Below are 18,662 nucleotides of genomic sequence, written 5' to 3' on the forward strand. Positions count from 1 at the left end.
GCTGCGCCGGCACAGTCGCCATGCGTGGCGTTTCACTTATCAATTTCAACCGTACAAACATGCATACCGATGAAAAGGCGCTGCAAACGCCGGAGCGCACCGTCAACAGCGTTGCCAATCTCACCCTCGCGGCGGCGATTTTTCTGCCGCGCCTGGCCAATCCTGGCGGGCAGAGCCATGCGCAAATGGCCGGGAAATTATTTGGCGTCGTGCTTGCGGCCGCGATTGTGCTGGGTGCACTCCGGTTTTTCCTGGGGAAACGGCCTGCGCGCCAGATGGTGAGGGCCAAGTTCGTGGTGGCGTTTTTGCTGTTCCTGGCCGGCGTGGGCAATGTGGTGGGAACGCACCAGGACCAGGCGGCAATGAACTCCGCGCAGCGGCAACTGCTAGCGACCATGAACCAGACGGGGCAGCAAGGCAGCGCGCCGGCGCCCGCGCCCGCCAGTGAAGAGGCACGCGAGCTTGTCGCGTTCCTGGATGGGCTAGGTGCCGTGCTCAAGCGCCAGATGGCCGAAGGCGAGCGCTTGGAAAAGGAGTTCGGGAAGATATCCCTGGACGGGCTGACCCCGGAAAGCTTCATGTCGCGCAAGGGTATTGATGCTGCGCGGATACAGATCGTGCGCTTCAGGCAGCTCATCGAACAGCGCGACACGCTGGCCAAGGCGTCCGTCGAGGAAGGCCGGGAATATCTGCGTACGGCGCGCATCCCGGAACGCTATCGCAATATGCAGATGAGCAACGTGGTACGGATTGGCGAGAAGACGCTCGAACTCAACGCGGAGTTGTCCGCGGTTCAGAAGGAAATGATCGACGGCGTGGGTGGCCTGCTCGATTTCGCCCAGTCCCGGCTCGGCAAGATGCAGCTTCACCAACAAACGCTGGTGTTTTCCAGCGACGCCGAACTTGCCACCTACCAACGGCTGTCCGCGGCCCTGGACGATGCCGCAACACGGGAAGCGGCGGTGATTGAGAAATACAATGCCCATCGCCAAAAGATCAGGAACGAGGCCAATACGAGCCTGTCAGCTGGCCTGCGCTGACACCGTGGGCCTGTTTGCCCGTTCAAGAAATGTTTCGAGTCGGAGGTCTGACCCCGATTAAGAAATGTTTTAGAAGCGGAAGAAGTCGTCGATCAGGCGGCGTTTCGATGGCTTGACGGTCAGTTCGCCCGCCGTGCCTGCGAATACCATGCAGTCGCCCGGCGTGTCGCGGTTGATCACGCCGGTGCCCTGCGAGACCGTGGTGTTGTCGCCAACACGGCAGCGCCCGATGATGGCGCTGTTGGGATACAGGATCACGCCTTCCCCCAGCACCGGCGCCACGCCGTGGTTCTTGCCGACCGTGGAATTTTGATACAGCACCAGGTAGTTCCCATACGTCGCCTTGGCCAGCACGATGCCCACCGAGTGCCCAATAAAAAACACCTCCGGCAATGCGATCTCGTAGAACAAATCGATACCGTTGAGCGCCTTGTTGAGCAGGAACAGGCGCGTCGCCACGCCCAGCGCCTCTTCGCTGCGCTCTTCACGCCATATCGTATTCGACAGGAAATACAAATACTGGCAGTACTGGCTCGAATTGAGATAGTTGAATTGCCCCTGCGGCCACATCTTCACCTTGTCGATGCACGCTTGCAGGCGCGCCATCGCCGTGTCCCAATGCGTCGCGATAACGCGCTGCAGCACGGCCGCTTCCATCCCCGGGAAAAAGGTCGTGACCTGTTGGCAGGTGTAAGCGCTCAAGTGTTCGTTCGCCATGCGCTGTTTTACTCCGGTGCCTGATAGCGCATGTACACCAGCGCCGGGGCATCGCTGCCTGCCGTCGGATCTTCAACCCACGTGACCTGGCCGTCCGCGCTGCTGCTGGCCAGCGGCACGCGCTTGACCTCGCCAAAGCCGGCTTTCGCGTAAAACGCCACCGCCGGGTTGTCCGAACGCACCCGCACCCAGGCATCGTCCAGCCCGAGACCCGCGCGCGCCCAGTGCAGCAGCGCCTGCAGCGCGAGCGTCATCAAGCCCTTGCGGCAGTCGCCGCCGCGCACGATGGCGTCAGCCTCCACGTAGCCTTTGTCCCAGTCGATGAATCCCAGCCCCACGTGGCCGACCGGGCGGCCGTCGAGGGTGTCGACCATGAACAGGATCTTGCCGGGATCGCGCGCCACGGCTGTGGCCAGCCAGTTCGCGGTGCGCGTTTCGTGCGAGTCGAATTCGGTCAGGAACGATTTGACGAAGCGGTTGCGCCACTCGCTGAGCAGGCGCGCATCGTCCAGGTTGATGTGGACGCTGGCCGTGGCGATCGGGCGCAGCAGGGCTTCGACCGGCCGGCCCACCGGGATCACCAGGTCGGCCCCGGCACCGGCCGCCTGCTTGTAGGCGGCGAACAGGGCTTGCCCGTTCATGCCGGCGTCCCGGCGGCCGGCGCCCCGGCGGCCGGCGTCCCGGAGAAATACAGGCCGATCTGGCGGCACACTTCATCGACCAGGGCCAGGTCCATGCGCGAGTGCAGCGGCAGGGACAGGATTTCATTGCCGACCCGGTCGGTCACGCTCAGGTCGCCCGCGCGACAGTTTTTCCAGAGCGAAAACCAGTGCCCCGGCTGCCAGTGAATGCCGGTGTCGACGCCGTTTTCCTTCAGAAACTTGCGCAGCTCATCGCGGTCCTCGGCCGGCACGCGGATGTAGTACAGGAACGGATTAACATCGGCAAAGTCGGTCAGCGGGGTACGCACCTGCGTCACGCCGGCCAGCAGCGCGTTGTATTTGATGCAGGCGTCGCGCCGGCTGCTGGCGATCAGCTCCAGCTTGGACAGCTGCGCCAGCCCGATGGCGGCGTGCATATTGAGCATGTGGTAGCGGTAGCCGACGCGTTCGACATCAAACGTCCAGGCGCGCTGGTTCTGGTACATGACCGAGGCCGGCTGCTGCATGCCGAGCAGGCGCAGTTCGTGCACCATGGCCAGTTCTTCCCTGGTTTTCACCACAATCGTGCCGCCGTCGAGGCAGGTGATGGTTTTTACCGGGTCGTGGCTGAACACGCAGATGTCGGAAAAGCTGCCGACCGGTTTACCCTTGTACTTGGACCCGAAGGAATGCGCGGCATCGTGGATCACGCGCAGCTTGTGTATGGCTGCGAATTCGGCGATTTCATCGTGATCGCAGAGGATGCAATCGTAATCCATGACGATGATGGCTTTTGTCTTCGGCGTGACGAGCTTGGCCGCCTGTTTCATGTCGATCGCCAGGGTGGCGTCGAGGCAGTCGCAGAAGACGATTTCGGCGCCCACCCATGAAATTGCCTGGAAGTCGGCCGAGCAGTTAAAGGAAGAGACGATGACCTCATCGCCCGGACCGACCCCGGCGATGAGCAAGGCCACGTGCAGCCCGGCCGTGCCGGTACTCAAGGCGGCCACGTAGCGCTCTTCCGTGCCCAGGATTTCCTTGACCTTGTTTTCAAAACCGGACACGTAGCTGCCCATGCCGAGCCAGCCCATTTCGAGCGATTCGCGGCTGGCGTCGATTTCTTCTTTTTCGATCAGCGGCTTAAATACGGGGATCATGGCAATCCTTCACAAAGCAGGTTAAAGGTTCAGGGTCAGGGCGAGCGTGCGGGCGGCCAGGGTCGGCCATGCCCGGTCATTGTCGGAGATCTTGCGTGATGCGCACACGGGCCAGGGAATGTTCAGCGCCGGATCGTCCCAGCGCAGGCCGCCTGCGGAGGCGGGGCGGAACGGTGTACTCATCTGGTAGAGCACTTCGGTATCGGCTTCCAGGCTCTGGAAGCCATGCGCCATGCCGGCGGGAATGTACAACTGGCGGCGGTTGCCGGCCGACAGTTCGGTGTGGAATTCCTTGCCGTAGGTCGCGGAGCCAGGCCGCAGGTCGACGATGGCGTCGAAGATGGCGCCGCGCGTTACCCGCACCAGCTTGATTTCCTGGTCGGGCGCGCTCTGGAAATGCAGCCCGCGCAGGGTGCCTGGGTGGGGATTCCAGGAAACGCTTTGCTGCACGAAACGCCCCACCAGGCCGTGCCGCGCGAACTCGTCCTCGCAGACGGTGCGGGCAAACAGGCCGCGCTCGTCTTCGACGGGTTCGATGTCGATGAGAAAGGCACCGGCCAGCGGGGTAGGGTGGAATTGCATCAGGCCACCACGTGAATGTGCGGGTTGGCCAGCAGGAATTGCCCGCCCCAGCCGCGGATGCCGGCCATCTGGGTCATCAATTCTTCCTTGATGTTCCACGGCAGGATCAAGAGGTAGTCGGGTTGCGTTTCAAACACCGCCTCGGGCGCGCGCACGGGAATGCGGCTGCCGGGCAAGAGCCGGCCTTGCTTGGCGGGATTGCTGTCGACCACGTAATCGATGATGTCGGTGCCGATGCCGCAGTAGTTGAGCAGGGTATTGCCCTTGGCGGCGGCGCCGTAGGCGGCGATGGTCTTGCCTTCATCCTTGGCGTCGATCAGGAAGCGCTGCAGCGCGCGCTTGGTGGCGCGCATGCGTTCCCCAAAAGCGGCGTAGGTGTCCAGGCGCGCCAGGCCGGCTTCCTGTTCCAGCGCCAGGCAAGCTTCCACTTGCGCCGTGGTGCTGTGCGACGCCGTTTGCAGGCAGGCGTGCACGCGCAGGCTGCCGCCGTGGGTCGGGAGGTGCTCGATGTCGAATACGCGCAGGCCGGCGCGGGCGAACACGGGCATCAGGGCCAGCAGGGACAGGTAGGAATAGTGCTCGTGGTAAATCGTGTCGAATTGCTGGTCGGCGATCAGGCGCAGCAGGTGGGGAAACTCCAGCGTCACCACCGCCTCGGGTTTCATCACGGCCGGCATGGCGCCCACAAAATCGTTGAGGTCGGGCACGTGGGCCAGCACGTTGTTGCCCAGTAAAAGGTCGACCTGTTCGCCCTCGGCCGCGAGCGTGCCTGCCGTGGCGCGGTTGAAGAACAGTTCGCGCGTGTCGATGCCGCGCGCGCGCGCCGCCGCCGCCGTGTTGCCGCTCGGTTCGATGCCGAGGCAGGCAATGCCTGCCTGCTGGAAATACTGCAGCAGATAGCCATCGTTGCTGGCGATTTCCATCACGCGGCTGGAGCCGTCCAGGCCAAGGCGCGCCGTCATCTGTTCGACGTATGCGCGCGCGTGGGCCAGCCAGCTGCTCGAAAACGAGGAAAAATACACGTAGTTGGCGTGGAAGTGCAGTTCGGCGCGGGTGGTGTCGGCCAGTTGCACCAGCCAGCAGTGGTCGCACACCATGGCGTGCAGGGGATAGAACATCTCGCCCTCGGCCGCTTTGTCCGGCTCGACAAAGGCGTTCGACACGGGCGAGAGGCCCAGGTCGGCAAAGCTGTGGTGGAGAGCGGCGCCGCAGGCGCGGCAGGAGCGGGCGGGACTGTTCATGCGCAGAAGTGTTCCAGTTGCTGTTCGGTGAAAGCGCGCGCGCCGCCGGGGTCGCGCGCGGCCGCGGCGTACCAGGCGGCCGTCTGTTCGATGCCAAGCGCCAGCGGCCAGCGCACCTGCCAGCCGAGTTCCTGGCGCGCCTTGCTCGAATCGAGGTAGAGCAGGGCGGCTTCCTTGGCGGCATGCTGTTCGCCGTCGAGGCGCCAGGCCAGTTGCGGCCAGTGTTCCTGCAAGCTGCTCAAGAGGGTGGCGACCGAGATGTTGTCGGCGGCGTCCGGGCCGAAATTGTAGGCGCCGGCGCAGGACGTGTCGCCCGCGAGCAGACGGGCGGCCAGCAGCAGGTAGCCGTGCAGCGGTTCGAGCACGTGCTGCCAGGGCCGGGTGGCGTGGGGACTCCTCACCGGCAGCGCGCTGCCCTGCTGCATGGCGCGCACGGCGTCGGGAATCAGGCGGTCGACGCTCCAGTCGCCGCCGCCGATGACGTTGCCCGCGCGCGCGGTGGCGATCAGCGGGCCGCCGGCGGCAAAAAAGCTGCCGCGGTAGCTGTGCGCGACCAGTTCGGCGCCGGCCTTGCTGGCGCTGTACGGGTCAATCCCGCCGAGGCGATCGTTTTCGCGGTAGCCCCATGGCCAGTGCTGGTTTTCGTAGCATTTGTCGGTCGTCACCACCAGCGCCGCGCGCGCATCGGGGCAGGCGCGCAGCGCTTCGAGCACGTGCACGGTGCCCATCACGTTGGTCGACCAGGTTGTCACCGGATCGGCGTAGCCGTGGCGCACCAGCGCCTGGGCCGCCAGGTGCAGCACCAGCTCGGGCGCGGCGTCGGCCATGGCGCGCGTCAAAGCCGCCTGGTCGCGCACGTCGGCGATGTGGTGGCGCTCCAGGGTGTCGCTAACCCCCGCCAGTTCGAACATGGTGGGGGTGCCGGAGGGAGCCAGGGAATAGCCGGTGACGCGCGCGCCCAGCCGCGCCAGGAACAGGCACAGCCACGCGCCCTTGAAGCCGGTGTGGCCGGTGACGAACACGCGCCGCCCCTTGAAGGCCTGCGCGAGCGCGTCCATGCCGCTCACGCCCACACCTTCCATGGCGCCGTGCCGGACTGCCACATGTCTTCGAGCATGTTCTTTTCGCGCAGGGTGTCCATCGGTTGCCAGAAGCCGGCGTGTTCGTAGGCCATCAGCTGGTTTTGCGCGGCCAGCGCTTGCATGGGTTCGACTTCCCAGCTGCAATCGTCGCCATCGATCAGGTCGACCACGTCCGGCTGCAGCACGAAAAAGCCGCCATTGATCCAGCCGCCGTCGCCCTGCGGCTTTTCCATGAAGGCGGTGACGGCCTCGCCCTGGCGCACCAGCGCGCCGTAGCGCCCGGGCGGCTGCACGGCGGCCACCGTGGCCAGGCGCCCGTGCGCGCGGTGAAAGGCGATTTCGGCGGCGATGTCGATGTCGGCCACGCCGTCGCCATAGGTGAAGCAGAACGGTTTGCCCGGTTCCAGGTATTCGCGCACGCGCTTCAGGCGCCCGCCGGTGAGGGTGTCCGCACCCGTGTCGACCAGGGTCACGCGCCACGGTTCGGCATGCCGTTCGTGCACTTCCATGCGGTTGTTCTGCATGTCGAAGGTGACGTCCGACATGTGCAGGAAGTAGTTGGAAAAGAACTCCTTGATCAGGTAACCCTTGTAGCCGACGCAGATGATGAATTCGTTCACGCCGTGGTGCGAGAACACTTTCATGATGTGCCAGAGCATCGGTTTGCCGCCGATTTCGATCATCGGCTTGGGCTTGAGATGGCTTTCTTCGAGAATGCGGGTGCCCAGGCCGCCGGCCAGGATGACGGCTTTCATGACAGCGCTCCTTCATTGCTGGTGTTGCACCATTGTTCCCACATGCCGCGGTAGGCCTGCTCCAGATGGCGCGTGAAGCGCTCCATGTCCATCAGCGGACTGGCGCGGGTGCGCTCGCGCAGGCCGCTGCGCAACTGGCGCAGGCGGGCCGGGTCGAGCGCGAGTCCGGCGGCGATGCGGATATACGCCTCTTCGTCGTCGGCAATGAGCTCGTCGAGGCCGCCGTTGTGCAGGATCGTCACGCCCAGGCGCGAGATGAAATTGCTGCCGGCCAGGGTGACGAAGGGCACGCCCATCCACAGGGTGTCGAAGCTGGTGGTGCCGCCGTTGCAGGGGAAGGGGTCGAGCGCGATGTCGATCCGGTTGTACAGCACGAACTGGTTCTTGCGGTCGTTGGCGATCAGGATCAGGCGCGCCGGGTCGATGCCGAGGCCCGCGAAACGCGCCTGCACGCCTTCGCGCATGCCGGGGTTGTCCAGACCCAGGATTTCCAGCATCAGGCGCGCTTCCGGCACCTGCTGCAAGATCGCCGCCCACAGCACGATGGCCGGGTCGCTCACCTTGGCGTAATTGTTGAAGCAGCCGAAGGTGATGTAGCCATTGTCTTCATGCGGCGGATGGTCGATCACGGCCGGGCTGTTGGCGTGCGCGGCGTAGCAGCAAAACACTTCCGGCAGGCGCCACAGGGTTTCGACGTTAAAGTGTTCGCTCAGGCCCGGCGGCTCGGCAAAGGCGTCGGTCAGGCGGTAATCCATCGTGCTCAAGCCGGTGGTGGACGGGTAGCCGATGTAGGTCAGCTGCACCGGCGCCGGCTTGCGCGCGAACGCCAGCAGGCGGTTGCCGGCCGTGTGGCCGGCCAGGTCGACCAGGATGTCGATGCCGTCGGCGTGGATGCGCTCGGCCAGCTGCTGGTCGGACATGCTGCGGCACGGGATCCAGTGGTCGGCATCGGCGCGGATGCGGGCCGTGAATTCATCGTCGATCACATGGCTGTAGTAGCAGAACACCTCGACCTGCGCTTTGTCGTGCCGGGACAGGATCGGTTCGATGAAAAACGCGACCGCGTGGCGCCGGAAGTCGGGCGACACATAACCGATTTTCAGGCGCCTGGCGCGATCGAGGCCGGGCGCGTGCTGGAAGCGCTGGGCCGCCAGGCCTGGTTCGAACTGGGCGGCGAAGCGCAGGTGGAGCGCGAACAATTGTTCCTGGGTGATGCCGGCCGCGTACTGCATCGACAGCAGCAGGTTGTTGTGGGCCGCCGCATAGTTGGGCGCCAGCGCAATGGCTTGCTCGTACATCAGGCGCGAGGCGTCGGGCTTGCCCTGGTCTTTCAGCGCGCTGCCGAGGTTGTTGAAGGCTTCGGCAAAGCCGGGGCGCAGGGCGATGGCTTGCTCGAAGCAGCTGACCGCCTCGTCGTAGCGGCCCTGTTCCTTGTAGGCCACGCCCAGGTTGTTCCAGGCGTCGGCAAACTCCGGTTTGCGCAAGATCGCCTGCTCGAACGAGGCGATCGCTTCGCCCAGGCGGTTCATGTTGGCGAACGCCACGCCCAGGTTGAAGTGGGCGGCGGCGCTGTCGGGCCACATGGCCAGGGTCTTTTCGCACCAGGCCAGCGCCTGCACGTGGCGCTGCAGGTCGGCGTTGGTCAATGCCAGCATGGCGTACGGCTCGGCGTAGCCGGGTTTCAGGTGCACCGCGTTCTCGAAGCAGATCAGCGCTTCTTCGAGCCGGTAGCTGGCCTTGTAGGCGATGCCGAGGTTGCAGTACGCCTCGGCGTAGTCGGGGCGCACCGTGACGGCGTGCTGGAAGCGCTGGATCGCCGCCTCGGTTTCCTGCCGTTCCAGCAGGGCGCCGCCGAAGTTGTTGAGCGCTTCGGCAAAGTCGGGCGCCAGCGCCAGCGCGGCCTGGTAGGCGGCAACCGCTTCGTCGAGGCGGCCCAGTTCCCTGAGCGCGATGCCCATGTTGTTGTACGGCTGGACAAAGCGCGGGTCGATGGCCAGGGCGCGCCGGTAGCAGGCCAGGGCCTCTTCCAGCGCGCCCTGGGCCTGGCGCGTGACGCCGAGGTTGTAGTGGGCCGCGGCCAGCTCCGGCTGCTGTTCCAGGGCGGCCTCGAAATGCGCGGCCGACAAGTCCCACTGTTCTTGCTGCTGGTACAGCTCGCCCAGGTTGTTGTGCACTTCGGCAAAGCCGGGGCGCAGTTCGAGCGCCCTGGCGTAGCAGACCTGGGCTTCGTCCAGGTTGCCCATGAGCTTCAAGGTGTCGCCCAGGTTGCTGTACGCCTCGGCGTGCTCCGGCTGCAGCGCCAGCACGGCCAGGTAGCTGCCCAGCGCGTTGGGCAACTGGCCGCCGTCGCGCAGGGCGTGGCCGAGCTGCAGGTGGGCCTCGGCATTGTCCGGCGCCAGTGTCAGCAGGCGCTCGTAGCTGGCCTGCAGCTCGGGCAGCATGTGCAGGGCGCGGCAACTGGCATCGAGCGCGAAATAACAGGCCGGGTTGGCCGGCGCCTTGTCGATCGCGCGCCCCAGGGCGTCGATGGCTTCCTGGTGGCGGCCGCGCTGCTGGTGGAGCAGGCCGAGCAGGTGGAGGGCGTCGGCCCTGCCGTCCAGTTTGCGGTACAGCGCTTCCGCCTGGTCCAGCCGTCCCGCCCGGTGATGCTCCATGGCGATGTCCAGGGGGGAGGGCGGGGCGAAGGAAGCGGGTTTTTTCATGGGGCGCGGTCAGTCATCCTGGGTGAGGGGAGCGGGGGGGCGGTCGCGGTCAGTCGGCCACCACGACGCGGTTCTTGCCGGTTTGCTTGGCCTGGTACATGGCCTTGTCGGCGCGCCGCACCAGGCTGGCCTGGTCTTCGTTGGGCGCGCGCAGGGCCACCCCGGCCGAGAAGGTGATCAGTACTTTCTCGTTATCGTGCAGGAAAAAATGCTTGGTCAGGTCGCGCTGCAGGCGCGTCATGGTCAGCGAGGCGGCTTCGACATTCGTTTCCGGCAGCAGGATCAGGAATTCCTCGCCGCCGAAACGGGCGATCACATCCATCGAGCGGATGGTTTCCTTGACAATCTTGACCAGGTGCTTGAGGGCGGCGTCGCCGGCCAGGTGGCCGTAGGTGTCGTTGAGGCGCTTGAAGTCGTCCAGGTCGAGCATGGCGATGCACAGCGGCGTGCCGCGGCGGTCGGAGCGGGCCGTTTCGCGCTCGAACACATCGTCCAGGCCGCGCCGGTTCAGGCTGCCCGTGAGCTGGTCTTCGCGCACCAGCTCGCTCATGTGCTGGAGCTTGGCCTCCAGGGTGTGGATGCGCTGCTCGGCTTCCTGCACTTCCTGGCGCGCCAGCACCATGCGGTCGCGCGACTTGAGCGCTTCGGTCTGCACCAGGCGGGTTTCGCGCAGCACTTCCTCGAGAATCACGTTCAGTTCGGCGATATTGTCGGTGTGGCTGATCTTTTCGGAAAAGGAGCCGATCTTTTCGTGGAAGTCGCCGGTCGTGGTCGCCACGGAACTCAAGCGGTCGATGAAGGTGAGCATCATGTTCTTGACCGTCAGCTTGACGTCCGACAGGCTGTGCTTGAGCTGGCTCTGCTTGTAGATGACTTCCTTCAGGCTGCGGGTGGCGTCTTCCAGCGCGCGCTGGTCGATCGGGCCGGCGATGAGTTCCTGCACCGAATCGATCTGGCCGCGCAGCCAGCTGTCGTCGTCGAGCAGTTCGCTGACGTTTTCCAGCAGCAGCTTGAACAGGCGCAGCAGCAATTCCTGCTGTTCGCCGACGTCGCCGCTTTTAATATCGATCTGGTAACACAGCTGCTTGAGGCGCACGCTGACGTCGTTCAGGGCTTCGTCGGTGCCGGCCACCTTGACGGCGGCGCCCAGCGCTTCGGCTTCGGCCATCAGGGCCGGGGAATCGGCCAGCAGCGAGGCAACGGCGAAACTCAGGGTGCGGCTGAGCAGGTCGCGCAGGATCTTGGCGTCCGGCTCGTCGGACATGGCCGACAGCTCGATCCCGCCGCTCTTGCGGATGTGTTTCTCGAGCAGCTGGGTCAGGTTGCGCGCGTAGCCATCCCAGTCGCGCGTCTTGACCGCGCGCGCGAAGCGGCGCCCGAAATCGGCCAGTTCGCCCGGCGTCTCGCTCAGTTTGGCCGCGAAGTCGCCCAGCACGTTTTCGGCGCCCGCGCCGGCCTCGGGCGCGGGCGGCGCAGCCTCGGACGCGCGCGCGGGGGGGGCCTCGGCGATGCCGGCGATTTCGTTATAGATCTCGCGGTAGGCTTCCGGGGTTGGCGCGATGCGGCGCGTGGCCAGGCGCCGGAATGCCTCGCGCGCGATCTCGGCGGGATTCTGGGCGCTGGCGGGGTTCGGCGTTGTGGACATGGTAAAACAGTGCCTCAGTCAGGTTTGGCGTTGATGTGCCAATGATAAGCGAGTTTGTTTCCTGCCATCTCTAGAATAGAGGCGGATAAGGCATCTTACTCCAGAGCATTAACATGGCGCGCAGTACAGGAAAAACTTATTCGATCAACTGGTTTTTGATCGCATAGTGCGTCAATTCGGCACTGTTCTTCAGTTTCATCTTGACAAGCAGGCGCGAGCGGTATTCGCTGATGGTCTTCACCGACAGCGACAATTCCTTGGCGATCGCCCCCACCGTCTTGCCGGAAGCGATCATGGTCAGGGTCTGGTATTCGCGGTCCGACAAGGTGTCGTGCAGCGGCGTGTCGTGGTTCTCGCCGACCGCGCTGGCCAGTTCCTGGGCCAGGGCGGCGCTGACGTACTTTTGCCCGCTGGCGACCTGGCGGATGGCGGTGACCAGTTCGCGCGGCGCGCTCTGCTTGGTCAGGTAGCCGGCCGCGCCGGCCTTGAGCGAGCGGATCGCGTACTGGTCTTCGCGGTGCATCGACAGCATCAGCACGGCCAGTTCGGGATGCTCCTTCTTGACCAGCTTGAGCACCTCGATGCCGCTGCGGTCGGGCAGGGAAATGTCGAGCAGCATCACGTGGCACCTGGCCTTGCGCACATGCTTGATCGCGTCGACCCCGTCTTCGGCTTCGCCGGCGACGATGATGTCGGGCGACTCGGCCAGGATTTGTTTCAAGCCTTCGCGCACGATCGCATGATCGTCGGCGATGAAGACCCGGATGATGGCTTTGTCGGTCATTGCAGCTTCTTACTCGGTTCGGGTGGCGCTGGGCGCCGGTGGTACAAGGTGGGCCGGGACGGCCGCGTCTGGCTGCGTAATATCGTCTGGCTCGGCGGACTCGGGCGTTTCATCCCCTATTATCCTCGCTCTGGCCATACTCAGCTTAATTTTGATGGTCACCACCGTGCCGCCGCCGGGCGCATCGGCCAGGGCCATGGTCCCGCCCAGCGCCTGGGCCCGCTCGCTCATGCCGCGCAGGCCGAACGATTGCGGCTTCTGGCGGTCGGCCTGGGCGATGCCGGCGCCGTTGTCGGCAATCGTCAGGACGATGTGCTGGCGCAGCAATTGCAGGCGCACCCCGACCCGGCTGGCGTGCGCATGCTTGGCGATATTGGTCAGCGCTTCCTGGAAAATCCGGAACAGCGCTGTCGCATGGTCCAGGTGCAGGTCGATTTCCTTGTCCGGACAGGTGAAGCTGCAGGCGATGCCGTTCTGCTTTTCGAATTCCTTGACCTGCCATTCGAGCGCGGCGACGATGCCGAAATCGAGCATCGACGGGCGCAGGTCGAGCGAAATGCGGTGCACCGCGTCGATGGTGCGGTCGACCAGCGAGTCGACATAGGCGGCGCGCTCGGCCAGCTGCGGCTGGTCGGGCGGCAGGCGCTGGGTCAGCATCATCAGGGCCATCTTGATGGCGGTCAGGTTGCCGCCCAGGTCATCGTGGATTTCGCGCGCGATGCGGGTGCGCTCCTGTTCCTTGACGTGTTCCAGGTGGGCGGCCAGTTCGGCCAGGCGGGCGCGCGAGCGCGTCACTTCCAGCTGTTCGAGCTTGCTGGCCGTGATATTGGTCATCAAGCCTTCCCAGTGCACGCTGCCGGGGTGTTCGGGCATGGCGCGCGGGGTGGAACGCAGGTTGATCCATTTCTGGTCCTTGTATTCGTGGATCCAGACCCGGCCTTCCCAGTTCCAGCCGGACAGGCTGGCGGCCGAGGCGTGCATGGCGTCGAGGTAGCTCTTGCGGTCTTCCGGCAGGATCAGTTCGATGAAGCGCCCGGGTTCGGCCTGCAGCTCGGCGGCGGACAGGCCGAGCAGGGCGGCGCAGCCCTCGCTCAGGTAGGGAAACGCCACCCGGCCGTCCGCATGCAGTTCGAACTGGTACACCAGCGCCGGGGTGTTGCTGACGAACGGCTTCATGGTGTGGGCGATGGTGGGTGGAACTGGGCTCATCAAGGGTCGGCGGAAGAATAATGCTTGGAATCATACGGGAAAAACGGCGGGGTCTGCTGTCCCCTTGCACCGCGATGGCGCGACCGGCGCAGGGTTCGTTTCAGTGCTGACAAGCTGGCTAAATCTTTTTACAACTAATGTAAGAATTAAACTTGACGACTGGTAATCATTTCTATAAAACAATGTACTTACATAATTTACAGGATGATTTCATGGCAAATTCCATCGTCGGCGATAGTGGCAATAATTTCCTGCCTGGTACCTGGGGTGACGATCTCATGGAGGGCAAGGGCGGCGCCGACATGCTCGACGGCATGAATGGCAACGATACCCTGATCGGCGGCACCGGCGACGACACCATCGACGGTGGCCCGGGCAGCGATACCGTCGTGTTCAACCGGGGCGACGGCCAGGACACCCTGCGCGCATTCGGCACCATGCCCGGCATGCACGACCGGCTCGTGTTCGGCGACGGCATCGCGCCGGCCGACATCTACCTGCAGCGTCTCGGCGCCGGCCTGTACATTGAAATCCGCGGCACCATGGACCGCATCCTGGTCGAGCGCTTCTTCGACCGCCCCCAGGACATGAACGGCGTGCCGGTGCAACAGGGCGCCATCGAGCAGATCGTGTTCGCCGACGGCATGCAGTGGAACCGTGAAACCATCCTGACCCGGCTTGCGCTCGACAGCATGCCGCTGACCACCCTGGGCGAGCTGGACGACCGTTTTTACGCTTACGGCAATGTGGACGCCGGCGCCGGCAACGACACGGTCGACGGCCACGCCGCCTATATCGACGGCGGCGCCGGCGACGACGTGTTGACCAATATGGGCGGCCCGCATGGCGCGGTGCTGCTGGGCGGCTCCGGCAACGACCGGATCCAGGCCGGCCCCGTCGACGATATCATTGACGGCGGCAGCGGCAACGATAGCCTGGATGGCGGCGCCGGCAACAATACCTATCTGTTCAGCCGCGGCTGGGGTGAGGATCGCCTGCAATTGGCGCCGCCACAGAGCTGGGAGCAGTCCCGCCACAACATCGTGCTGGCCGACGTGCTGCCGGGCGCCATTGCGCTGGACCGTTCCGCGCAAGGCATGGGCAACGATTTGCTGATGACCCTCAGGGGCGGCGGCGACAGCCTGACCGTGGCCGACTTTTTCTCGAACCGCGGCATCACCACCATTACCTTTGCCGACGGCACGCTATGGAGTTCCGAACAGATCGAGCAGGCCAGCATGCGCCCCATGATGCCCGACGTGGTCGGCGGCAGCGCGCCGGACACGCTGTACGGCAGCTGGGAGAGCGACATGCTGTCCGGCGGCGACGGCGACGACCACCTGTTGGGCATGGATGGCAACGATGTCCTGATCGGCGGAAATGGCAACGACTTCCTGAGCGGCGGCAACGGCGACGACACCCTGATTCCCGGCGCCGGCTTCGACCACCTCGAACCGGGTGCGGGCAACAACATGATTCTGTTCGGGCGCGAGAATGGCCAGACGGTACTGCTGCCCGGGCCGCTCAACGATACCCGCAACACGGTCGTGATGGCGGCCGATGTGCGCCCGTCCGATGTCACCCTGGCGGCCCAAGGCCCGCATCAGGTGCTGCTGCGCATCGCCGGCAGCAACGCGACGCTGCAAATGGACTTGGTTACCGAACCCCTCCCGTCCGGACCGGTCCAGTGGCACTTGCCGGCGCAGTTGCAGTTCGCCGACGGCACCCGCTGGGACAGTGCCAGGCTGATCGAGATGAGCCTGACCCAGACCGGCGACGAGGGCAATAATGTGCTGGAGGGCTACCCCGAGCGCAATGACCGGATCGACGGCAAGGGTGGCCACGACATGCTCAACGGCTGGAGCGGCGACGATCTGCTCTTCGGGCGCGACGGCAACGATCACCTCGACGGCGGCGACGGCAACGATACCCTCGACGGCGGCGCCGGCGACGACGTGCTGGTGGGCGGCCCCGGCAGCGATCTTTTGCGCGCCGGGACGGGCCACGATTTCCTGATGGGCGGCGCCGGCGACGATACCTATGTCTTCGCCCTCGGCGATGGCGTGACGCTGGTCGACGAACTGTCCCACAACGGCGGGCCAGGCAATGTACTGCAGTTCGGCGCCGGCATCACCGCCGCCGACCTGCGCTTTGTCTCGGCGGGCACGGAGCAGCACATCTATTACGGCGCGACCGACCAGATCAAGCTGTTCAATCGCGGCGTGGGTTTTGATCGCATCGACTTTGCCGACGGCACCTCCACCACCATCGGCCAGCTGAACGGGCACGCGCCAGTGCTGCAGACCCCGCTGAACGATGCCGATGTGCGCGTCGGCAGCCCGTTCACGCTGCAGATCAAACCAGGCATCTTTACCGATGTCGATGCGGGTGACGTGCTCACCTACAAGGCCGCGCACGCCGGCGGCGGCGCCTTGCCGTCCTGGCTGTATTTCGACGCAGTCAACGCCATCTTCGTCGGCACGCCGGGCAACACCGACGTGGGCAGCTTCGAGGTGCTCCTTACCGCCACCGACACCACGGCGCGCTCGGCCACCGACACCTTCAGGATGACGGTCGCCGCCGCCAACGTGTCCCCGACGCTAGTCTGGTCGGGCGGCAATGTCACGCTCAAGGAAGGGTACGGTTTTTACCAGCGCCTTCCGGACTTCAAGGATGCCAATCCGGGCGACGTGCTGAGCATTGCGCTCTCCAGTGCGGACGGCAGCGCCCTGCCGACATGGATGGCGCACGATGTCGCCCAGTACGGCCTGACGGGCAGCGCCGGCTACGATGCGGCAGGCACCTACGGTATCCGGGTCACGGCGACCGACCAGGGCGGCCTGTCCGCCGTCAGCACGTTTGACGTGATCGTCACCGACGTCAACCGCGCCCCCGTGCTGGCCAAGGCGCTGCCGGACGCGGCGGCGAGCGCCGGCACGGCCTTCGCACTCACCATTCCGGCCGGCAGCTTCAGCGACCCGGACACGTATGACGCGCTGGCGCTCACGGCCAAGCTGGCCAGCGGCGCGGCGCTGCCGTCATGGCTCAAGTTCGACGCCGCCAGCGCCACCTTCAGCGGCACGCCCGGCCATGCCGACAGCGCCGTGCTCGACATCACCGTGAGCGCCACCGACCAGGGCGCCATGGCGGCCAGCGACGTGTTGCGCCTGACGGTGACCGACGTCAATGTGGCGCCGACCGTCTCCGCGCCGGGCAATGGCGGCAGCGTGGCCGAAGGCAAGGCATTCTCGGTGTCCGCACCGGTTTTCCAGGACGCCAATCCGAACGACGTGCTCAGCGTCGTGGTGACCCGCGCCGATGGCAGCGCGCTGCCGGCGTGGATGTCGTACAGCCCGGCGACGATGACCATCAACGGCACGGCCGGCTACAGCGATAGCGGCAGCTATGCGCTCAAGGCCACCGCGACCGACCAGGGCGGCCTGTCGGCATCGAGCCTGTTCGACATCACCGTCGCCAATACCAACCGCGCACCGGTGCTGGCGGCGCCGCTCGCGGCCAAGACGCTGGCCGACGGCGTGGCTTTCACCTACAGCGTGCCGACGGCGACCTTTGCCGATCCCGACGCGGGCGACACCGGCAGCTACAGCGCCGGCGCGCTGCCGGCGTGGCTGTCGTTCAATGCGACAACGCGCACCTTCAGCGGTACTCCGGCCTCCAGCGACGCCGGCAGCAGCAACGTCCTCGTGCGCTACACCGACGCCGGCGGCCTGGCGGCGACGGCGAGCCTGGCGCTGACCATCACCCAGACCGCTAGCGTGACGCTGACCGGCACGGCCGGTGACGATATCCTCACCGGCAAGGCCAACAACGACACCCTGTTCGGCTTGGCCGGCAACGACCGCCTCGACGGCGGCCATGGTGCCGACAGCATGGCTGGCGGCAAAGGCAACGATACCTATATGGTTGACCAGACGGGCGATGTGGTGACCGAAGCGGCGGGCGAGGGCACCGATAGCGTGAGTACCGGCCTGAGCTACGTGCTGCCGGCCAACGTGGAAAACCTGACCCTGACCGGCAGCGGCGCGGTCAATGGCAGCGGTAACGCGCTGAACAACGCGATCACCGGCAATTACCTCGCGAACGTGCTCGACGGTGGCGCGGGTGCCGACACCCTGGCCGGCAACAACGGCAACGATACGTATTACGCCGATCACGTGGACGACATCATTACCGAGTGGGCCGGCAATGGCTTCGATCAGCTGTTCAGTTCGGTTACCAAGACGCTGGCGCACAACGTGGAAGTGCTGACCCTGACGGGCACGTTGGCCATCAACGGCATGGGCAATCCGACCAACAACCTGATCAAGGGCAATGGCGCGGACAACACCCTGAGCGGCAACCTGGGCTACGACATCATGCTGGGCGGCGCAGGCAACGACCGGCTCAACGACACGTCGAAAGAGTCGAACGTGTTTCATGGCGGTGCGGGTAACGACTCCCTGTCGGGCGGCGTCGCCAGGGAACTGTTCATCGGCGGCACGGGCAACGACAGGATCGACGTCCAGACCGGGGTCGACCTGCTCGCCTTTAACAAGGGCGATGGGCAGGACCAGGTGCTGGCGTTCGGCGGCAACGACGACACGCTCTCGCTCGGCCATGGCATCGTGTATGCCGATCTGTCGCTGAAAAAAGCCGGTGCCGCGCTGGTGCTGACGATCGGCGCGAGCGACCAGATCACCTTCACCAACTGGTACGGTTCGAGCGGCGGCAGCGTGTCGACCTTGCAGGTGGTGACCGCCGGCGGCGCCGATTACGTGCCCGGCTCGGCCAGCGCGATCAACGACAACAAGGTCGAGCTGTTCGACTTTGCCGGCCTGGTCGGCCAGTTCAACCAGGCGCGCATCGCCGACCCTTCCTTGACCAGCTGGAGCATGGCGGCATCGCTGGCGGCGTTTTCGCGCGGCGGCAGCGATAGCGCGGCCATCGGCGGCGACCTCGCTTACCACTACGCGGTCGACGGCGACCTGTCGGCAGTGGGCATGAACGCCGGGCTGGCCATCATCGGCAGCGCGACCTTCGGCAGCGGCATGCAAACGCTGCTGGCCGGCGCTGCGCTGGCCGATATGTCGCCGATGCTGTACTAAGC

The 18,662-nt window shown here is 65.3% G+C and carries 13 protein-coding genes; 2 read left to right on the top strand and 11 right to left on the bottom strand.

The genetic code is table 11. The features are described from left to right. Window positions 1-20 precede the first annotated feature (20 nt). Window positions 21-1,040 carry a hypothetical protein gene (locus RBA41_RS24770; RefSeq protein ID WP_306626898.1) on the top strand — a complete coding sequence of 340 codons (1,020 nt, stop codon included), beginning with the start codon at window positions 21-23 and terminating at the stop codon, window positions 1,038-1,040. 69 nt (window positions 1,041-1,109) lie between these two features. Here the strand turns inward: RBA41_RS24770 and RBA41_RS24775 are convergent, their stop codons facing one another. The 11 genes from RBA41_RS24775 to RBA41_RS24825 all read right to left on the bottom strand — a co-directional run bounded on the left by RBA41_RS24775 (window position 1,110) and on the right by RBA41_RS24825 (window position 13,555). Continuing rightward, on the bottom strand, window positions 1,110-1,757 hold the full coding sequence (locus tag RBA41_RS24775; protein WP_306626899.1) for an LbetaH domain-containing protein: 648 nt from the start codon (window positions 1,755-1,757) through the stop codon (window positions 1,110-1,112). Window positions 1,758-1,765: 8 nt separating this feature from the next. Beyond that, window positions 1,766-2,398: a GNAT family N-acetyltransferase gene (locus tag RBA41_RS24780; RefSeq protein ID WP_306626900.1), complete on the bottom strand. Its 633-nt coding sequence runs from the start codon at window positions 2,396-2,398 to the stop codon at window positions 1,766-1,768. Then, window positions 2,395-3,555, bottom strand: a complete 1,161-nt coding sequence (locus RBA41_RS24785; RefSeq protein WP_306626901.1) for a DegT/DnrJ/EryC1/StrS family aminotransferase — start codon at window positions 3,553-3,555, stop codon at window positions 2,395-2,397. The genes RBA41_RS24780 and RBA41_RS24785 overlap by 4 nt, the downstream gene beginning before the upstream one ends. A 21-nt stretch (window positions 3,556-3,576) precedes the next feature. Then, window positions 3,577-4,137 (bottom strand): dTDP-4-dehydrorhamnose 3,5-epimerase, encoded by a 561-nt coding sequence (rfbC, locus tag RBA41_RS24790; RefSeq protein WP_306626902.1) that lies wholly within the window; start codon window positions 4,135-4,137, stop codon window positions 3,577-3,579. Beyond that, window positions 4,137-5,378 (bottom strand): class I SAM-dependent methyltransferase, encoded by a 1,242-nt coding sequence (locus RBA41_RS24795; protein WP_306626903.1) that lies wholly within the window; start codon window positions 5,376-5,378, stop codon window positions 4,137-4,139. The genes rfbC and RBA41_RS24795 overlap by 1 nt, the downstream gene beginning before the upstream one ends. Then, the gene (gene rfbG / locus RBA41_RS24800; protein ID WP_306626960.1) at window positions 5,375-6,436 is read right to left on the bottom strand and encodes a CDP-glucose 4,6-dehydratase; all 1,062 of its coding nucleotides are present in this window, start codon (window positions 6,434-6,436) and stop codon (window positions 5,375-5,377) included. The genes RBA41_RS24795 and rfbG overlap by 4 nt, the downstream gene beginning before the upstream one ends. Before the next feature lie 5 nt (window positions 6,437-6,441). Beyond that, on the bottom strand, window positions 6,442-7,215 hold the full coding sequence (rfbF, locus tag RBA41_RS24805) for a glucose-1-phosphate cytidylyltransferase (protein ID WP_306626904.1): 774 nt from the start codon (window positions 7,213-7,215) through the stop codon (window positions 6,442-6,444). Further along, the gene (locus tag RBA41_RS24810) at window positions 7,212-9,917 is read right to left on the bottom strand and encodes a tetratricopeptide repeat protein (protein ID WP_306626905.1); all 2,706 of its coding nucleotides are present in this window, start codon (window positions 9,915-9,917) and stop codon (window positions 7,212-7,214) included. Before RBA41_RS24810 ends, rfbF begins: the two co-directional genes overlap by 4 nt. Window positions 9,918-9,966: 49 nt before the next feature. Continuing rightward, window positions 9,967-11,562, bottom strand: a complete 1,596-nt coding sequence (locus tag RBA41_RS24815; RefSeq protein ID WP_306626906.1) for a GGDEF domain-containing protein — start codon at window positions 11,560-11,562, stop codon at window positions 9,967-9,969. 136 nt (window positions 11,563-11,698) lie between these two features. Continuing rightward, window positions 11,699-12,346: a response regulator gene (locus RBA41_RS24820; RefSeq protein WP_306626907.1), complete on the bottom strand. Its 648-nt coding sequence runs from the start codon at window positions 12,344-12,346 to the stop codon at window positions 11,699-11,701. A gap of 9 nt (window positions 12,347-12,355) precedes the next feature. Further along, the gene (locus tag RBA41_RS24825; RefSeq protein ID WP_306626908.1) at window positions 12,356-13,555 is read right to left on the bottom strand and encodes a sensor histidine kinase; all 1,200 of its coding nucleotides are present in this window, start codon (window positions 13,553-13,555) and stop codon (window positions 12,356-12,358) included. Window positions 13,556-13,767: 212 nt separating this feature from the next. Here RBA41_RS24825 and RBA41_RS24830 point away from each other — a divergent pair, with 212 nt between their 5' ends. Further along, the gene (locus RBA41_RS24830; protein ID WP_306626909.1) at window positions 13,768-18,660 is read left to right on the top strand and encodes a putative Ig domain-containing protein; all 4,893 of its coding nucleotides are present in this window, start codon (window positions 13,768-13,770) and stop codon (window positions 18,658-18,660) included. Window positions 18,661-18,662: the final 2 nt, after the last annotated feature.

Origin of the sequence: Massilia scottii (assembly GCF_030846495.1) — a bacterium.
Classification (GTDB): Bacteria; Pseudomonadota; Gammaproteobacteria; order Burkholderiales; family Burkholderiaceae_D; genus Telluria_A; species Telluria_A violaceinigra.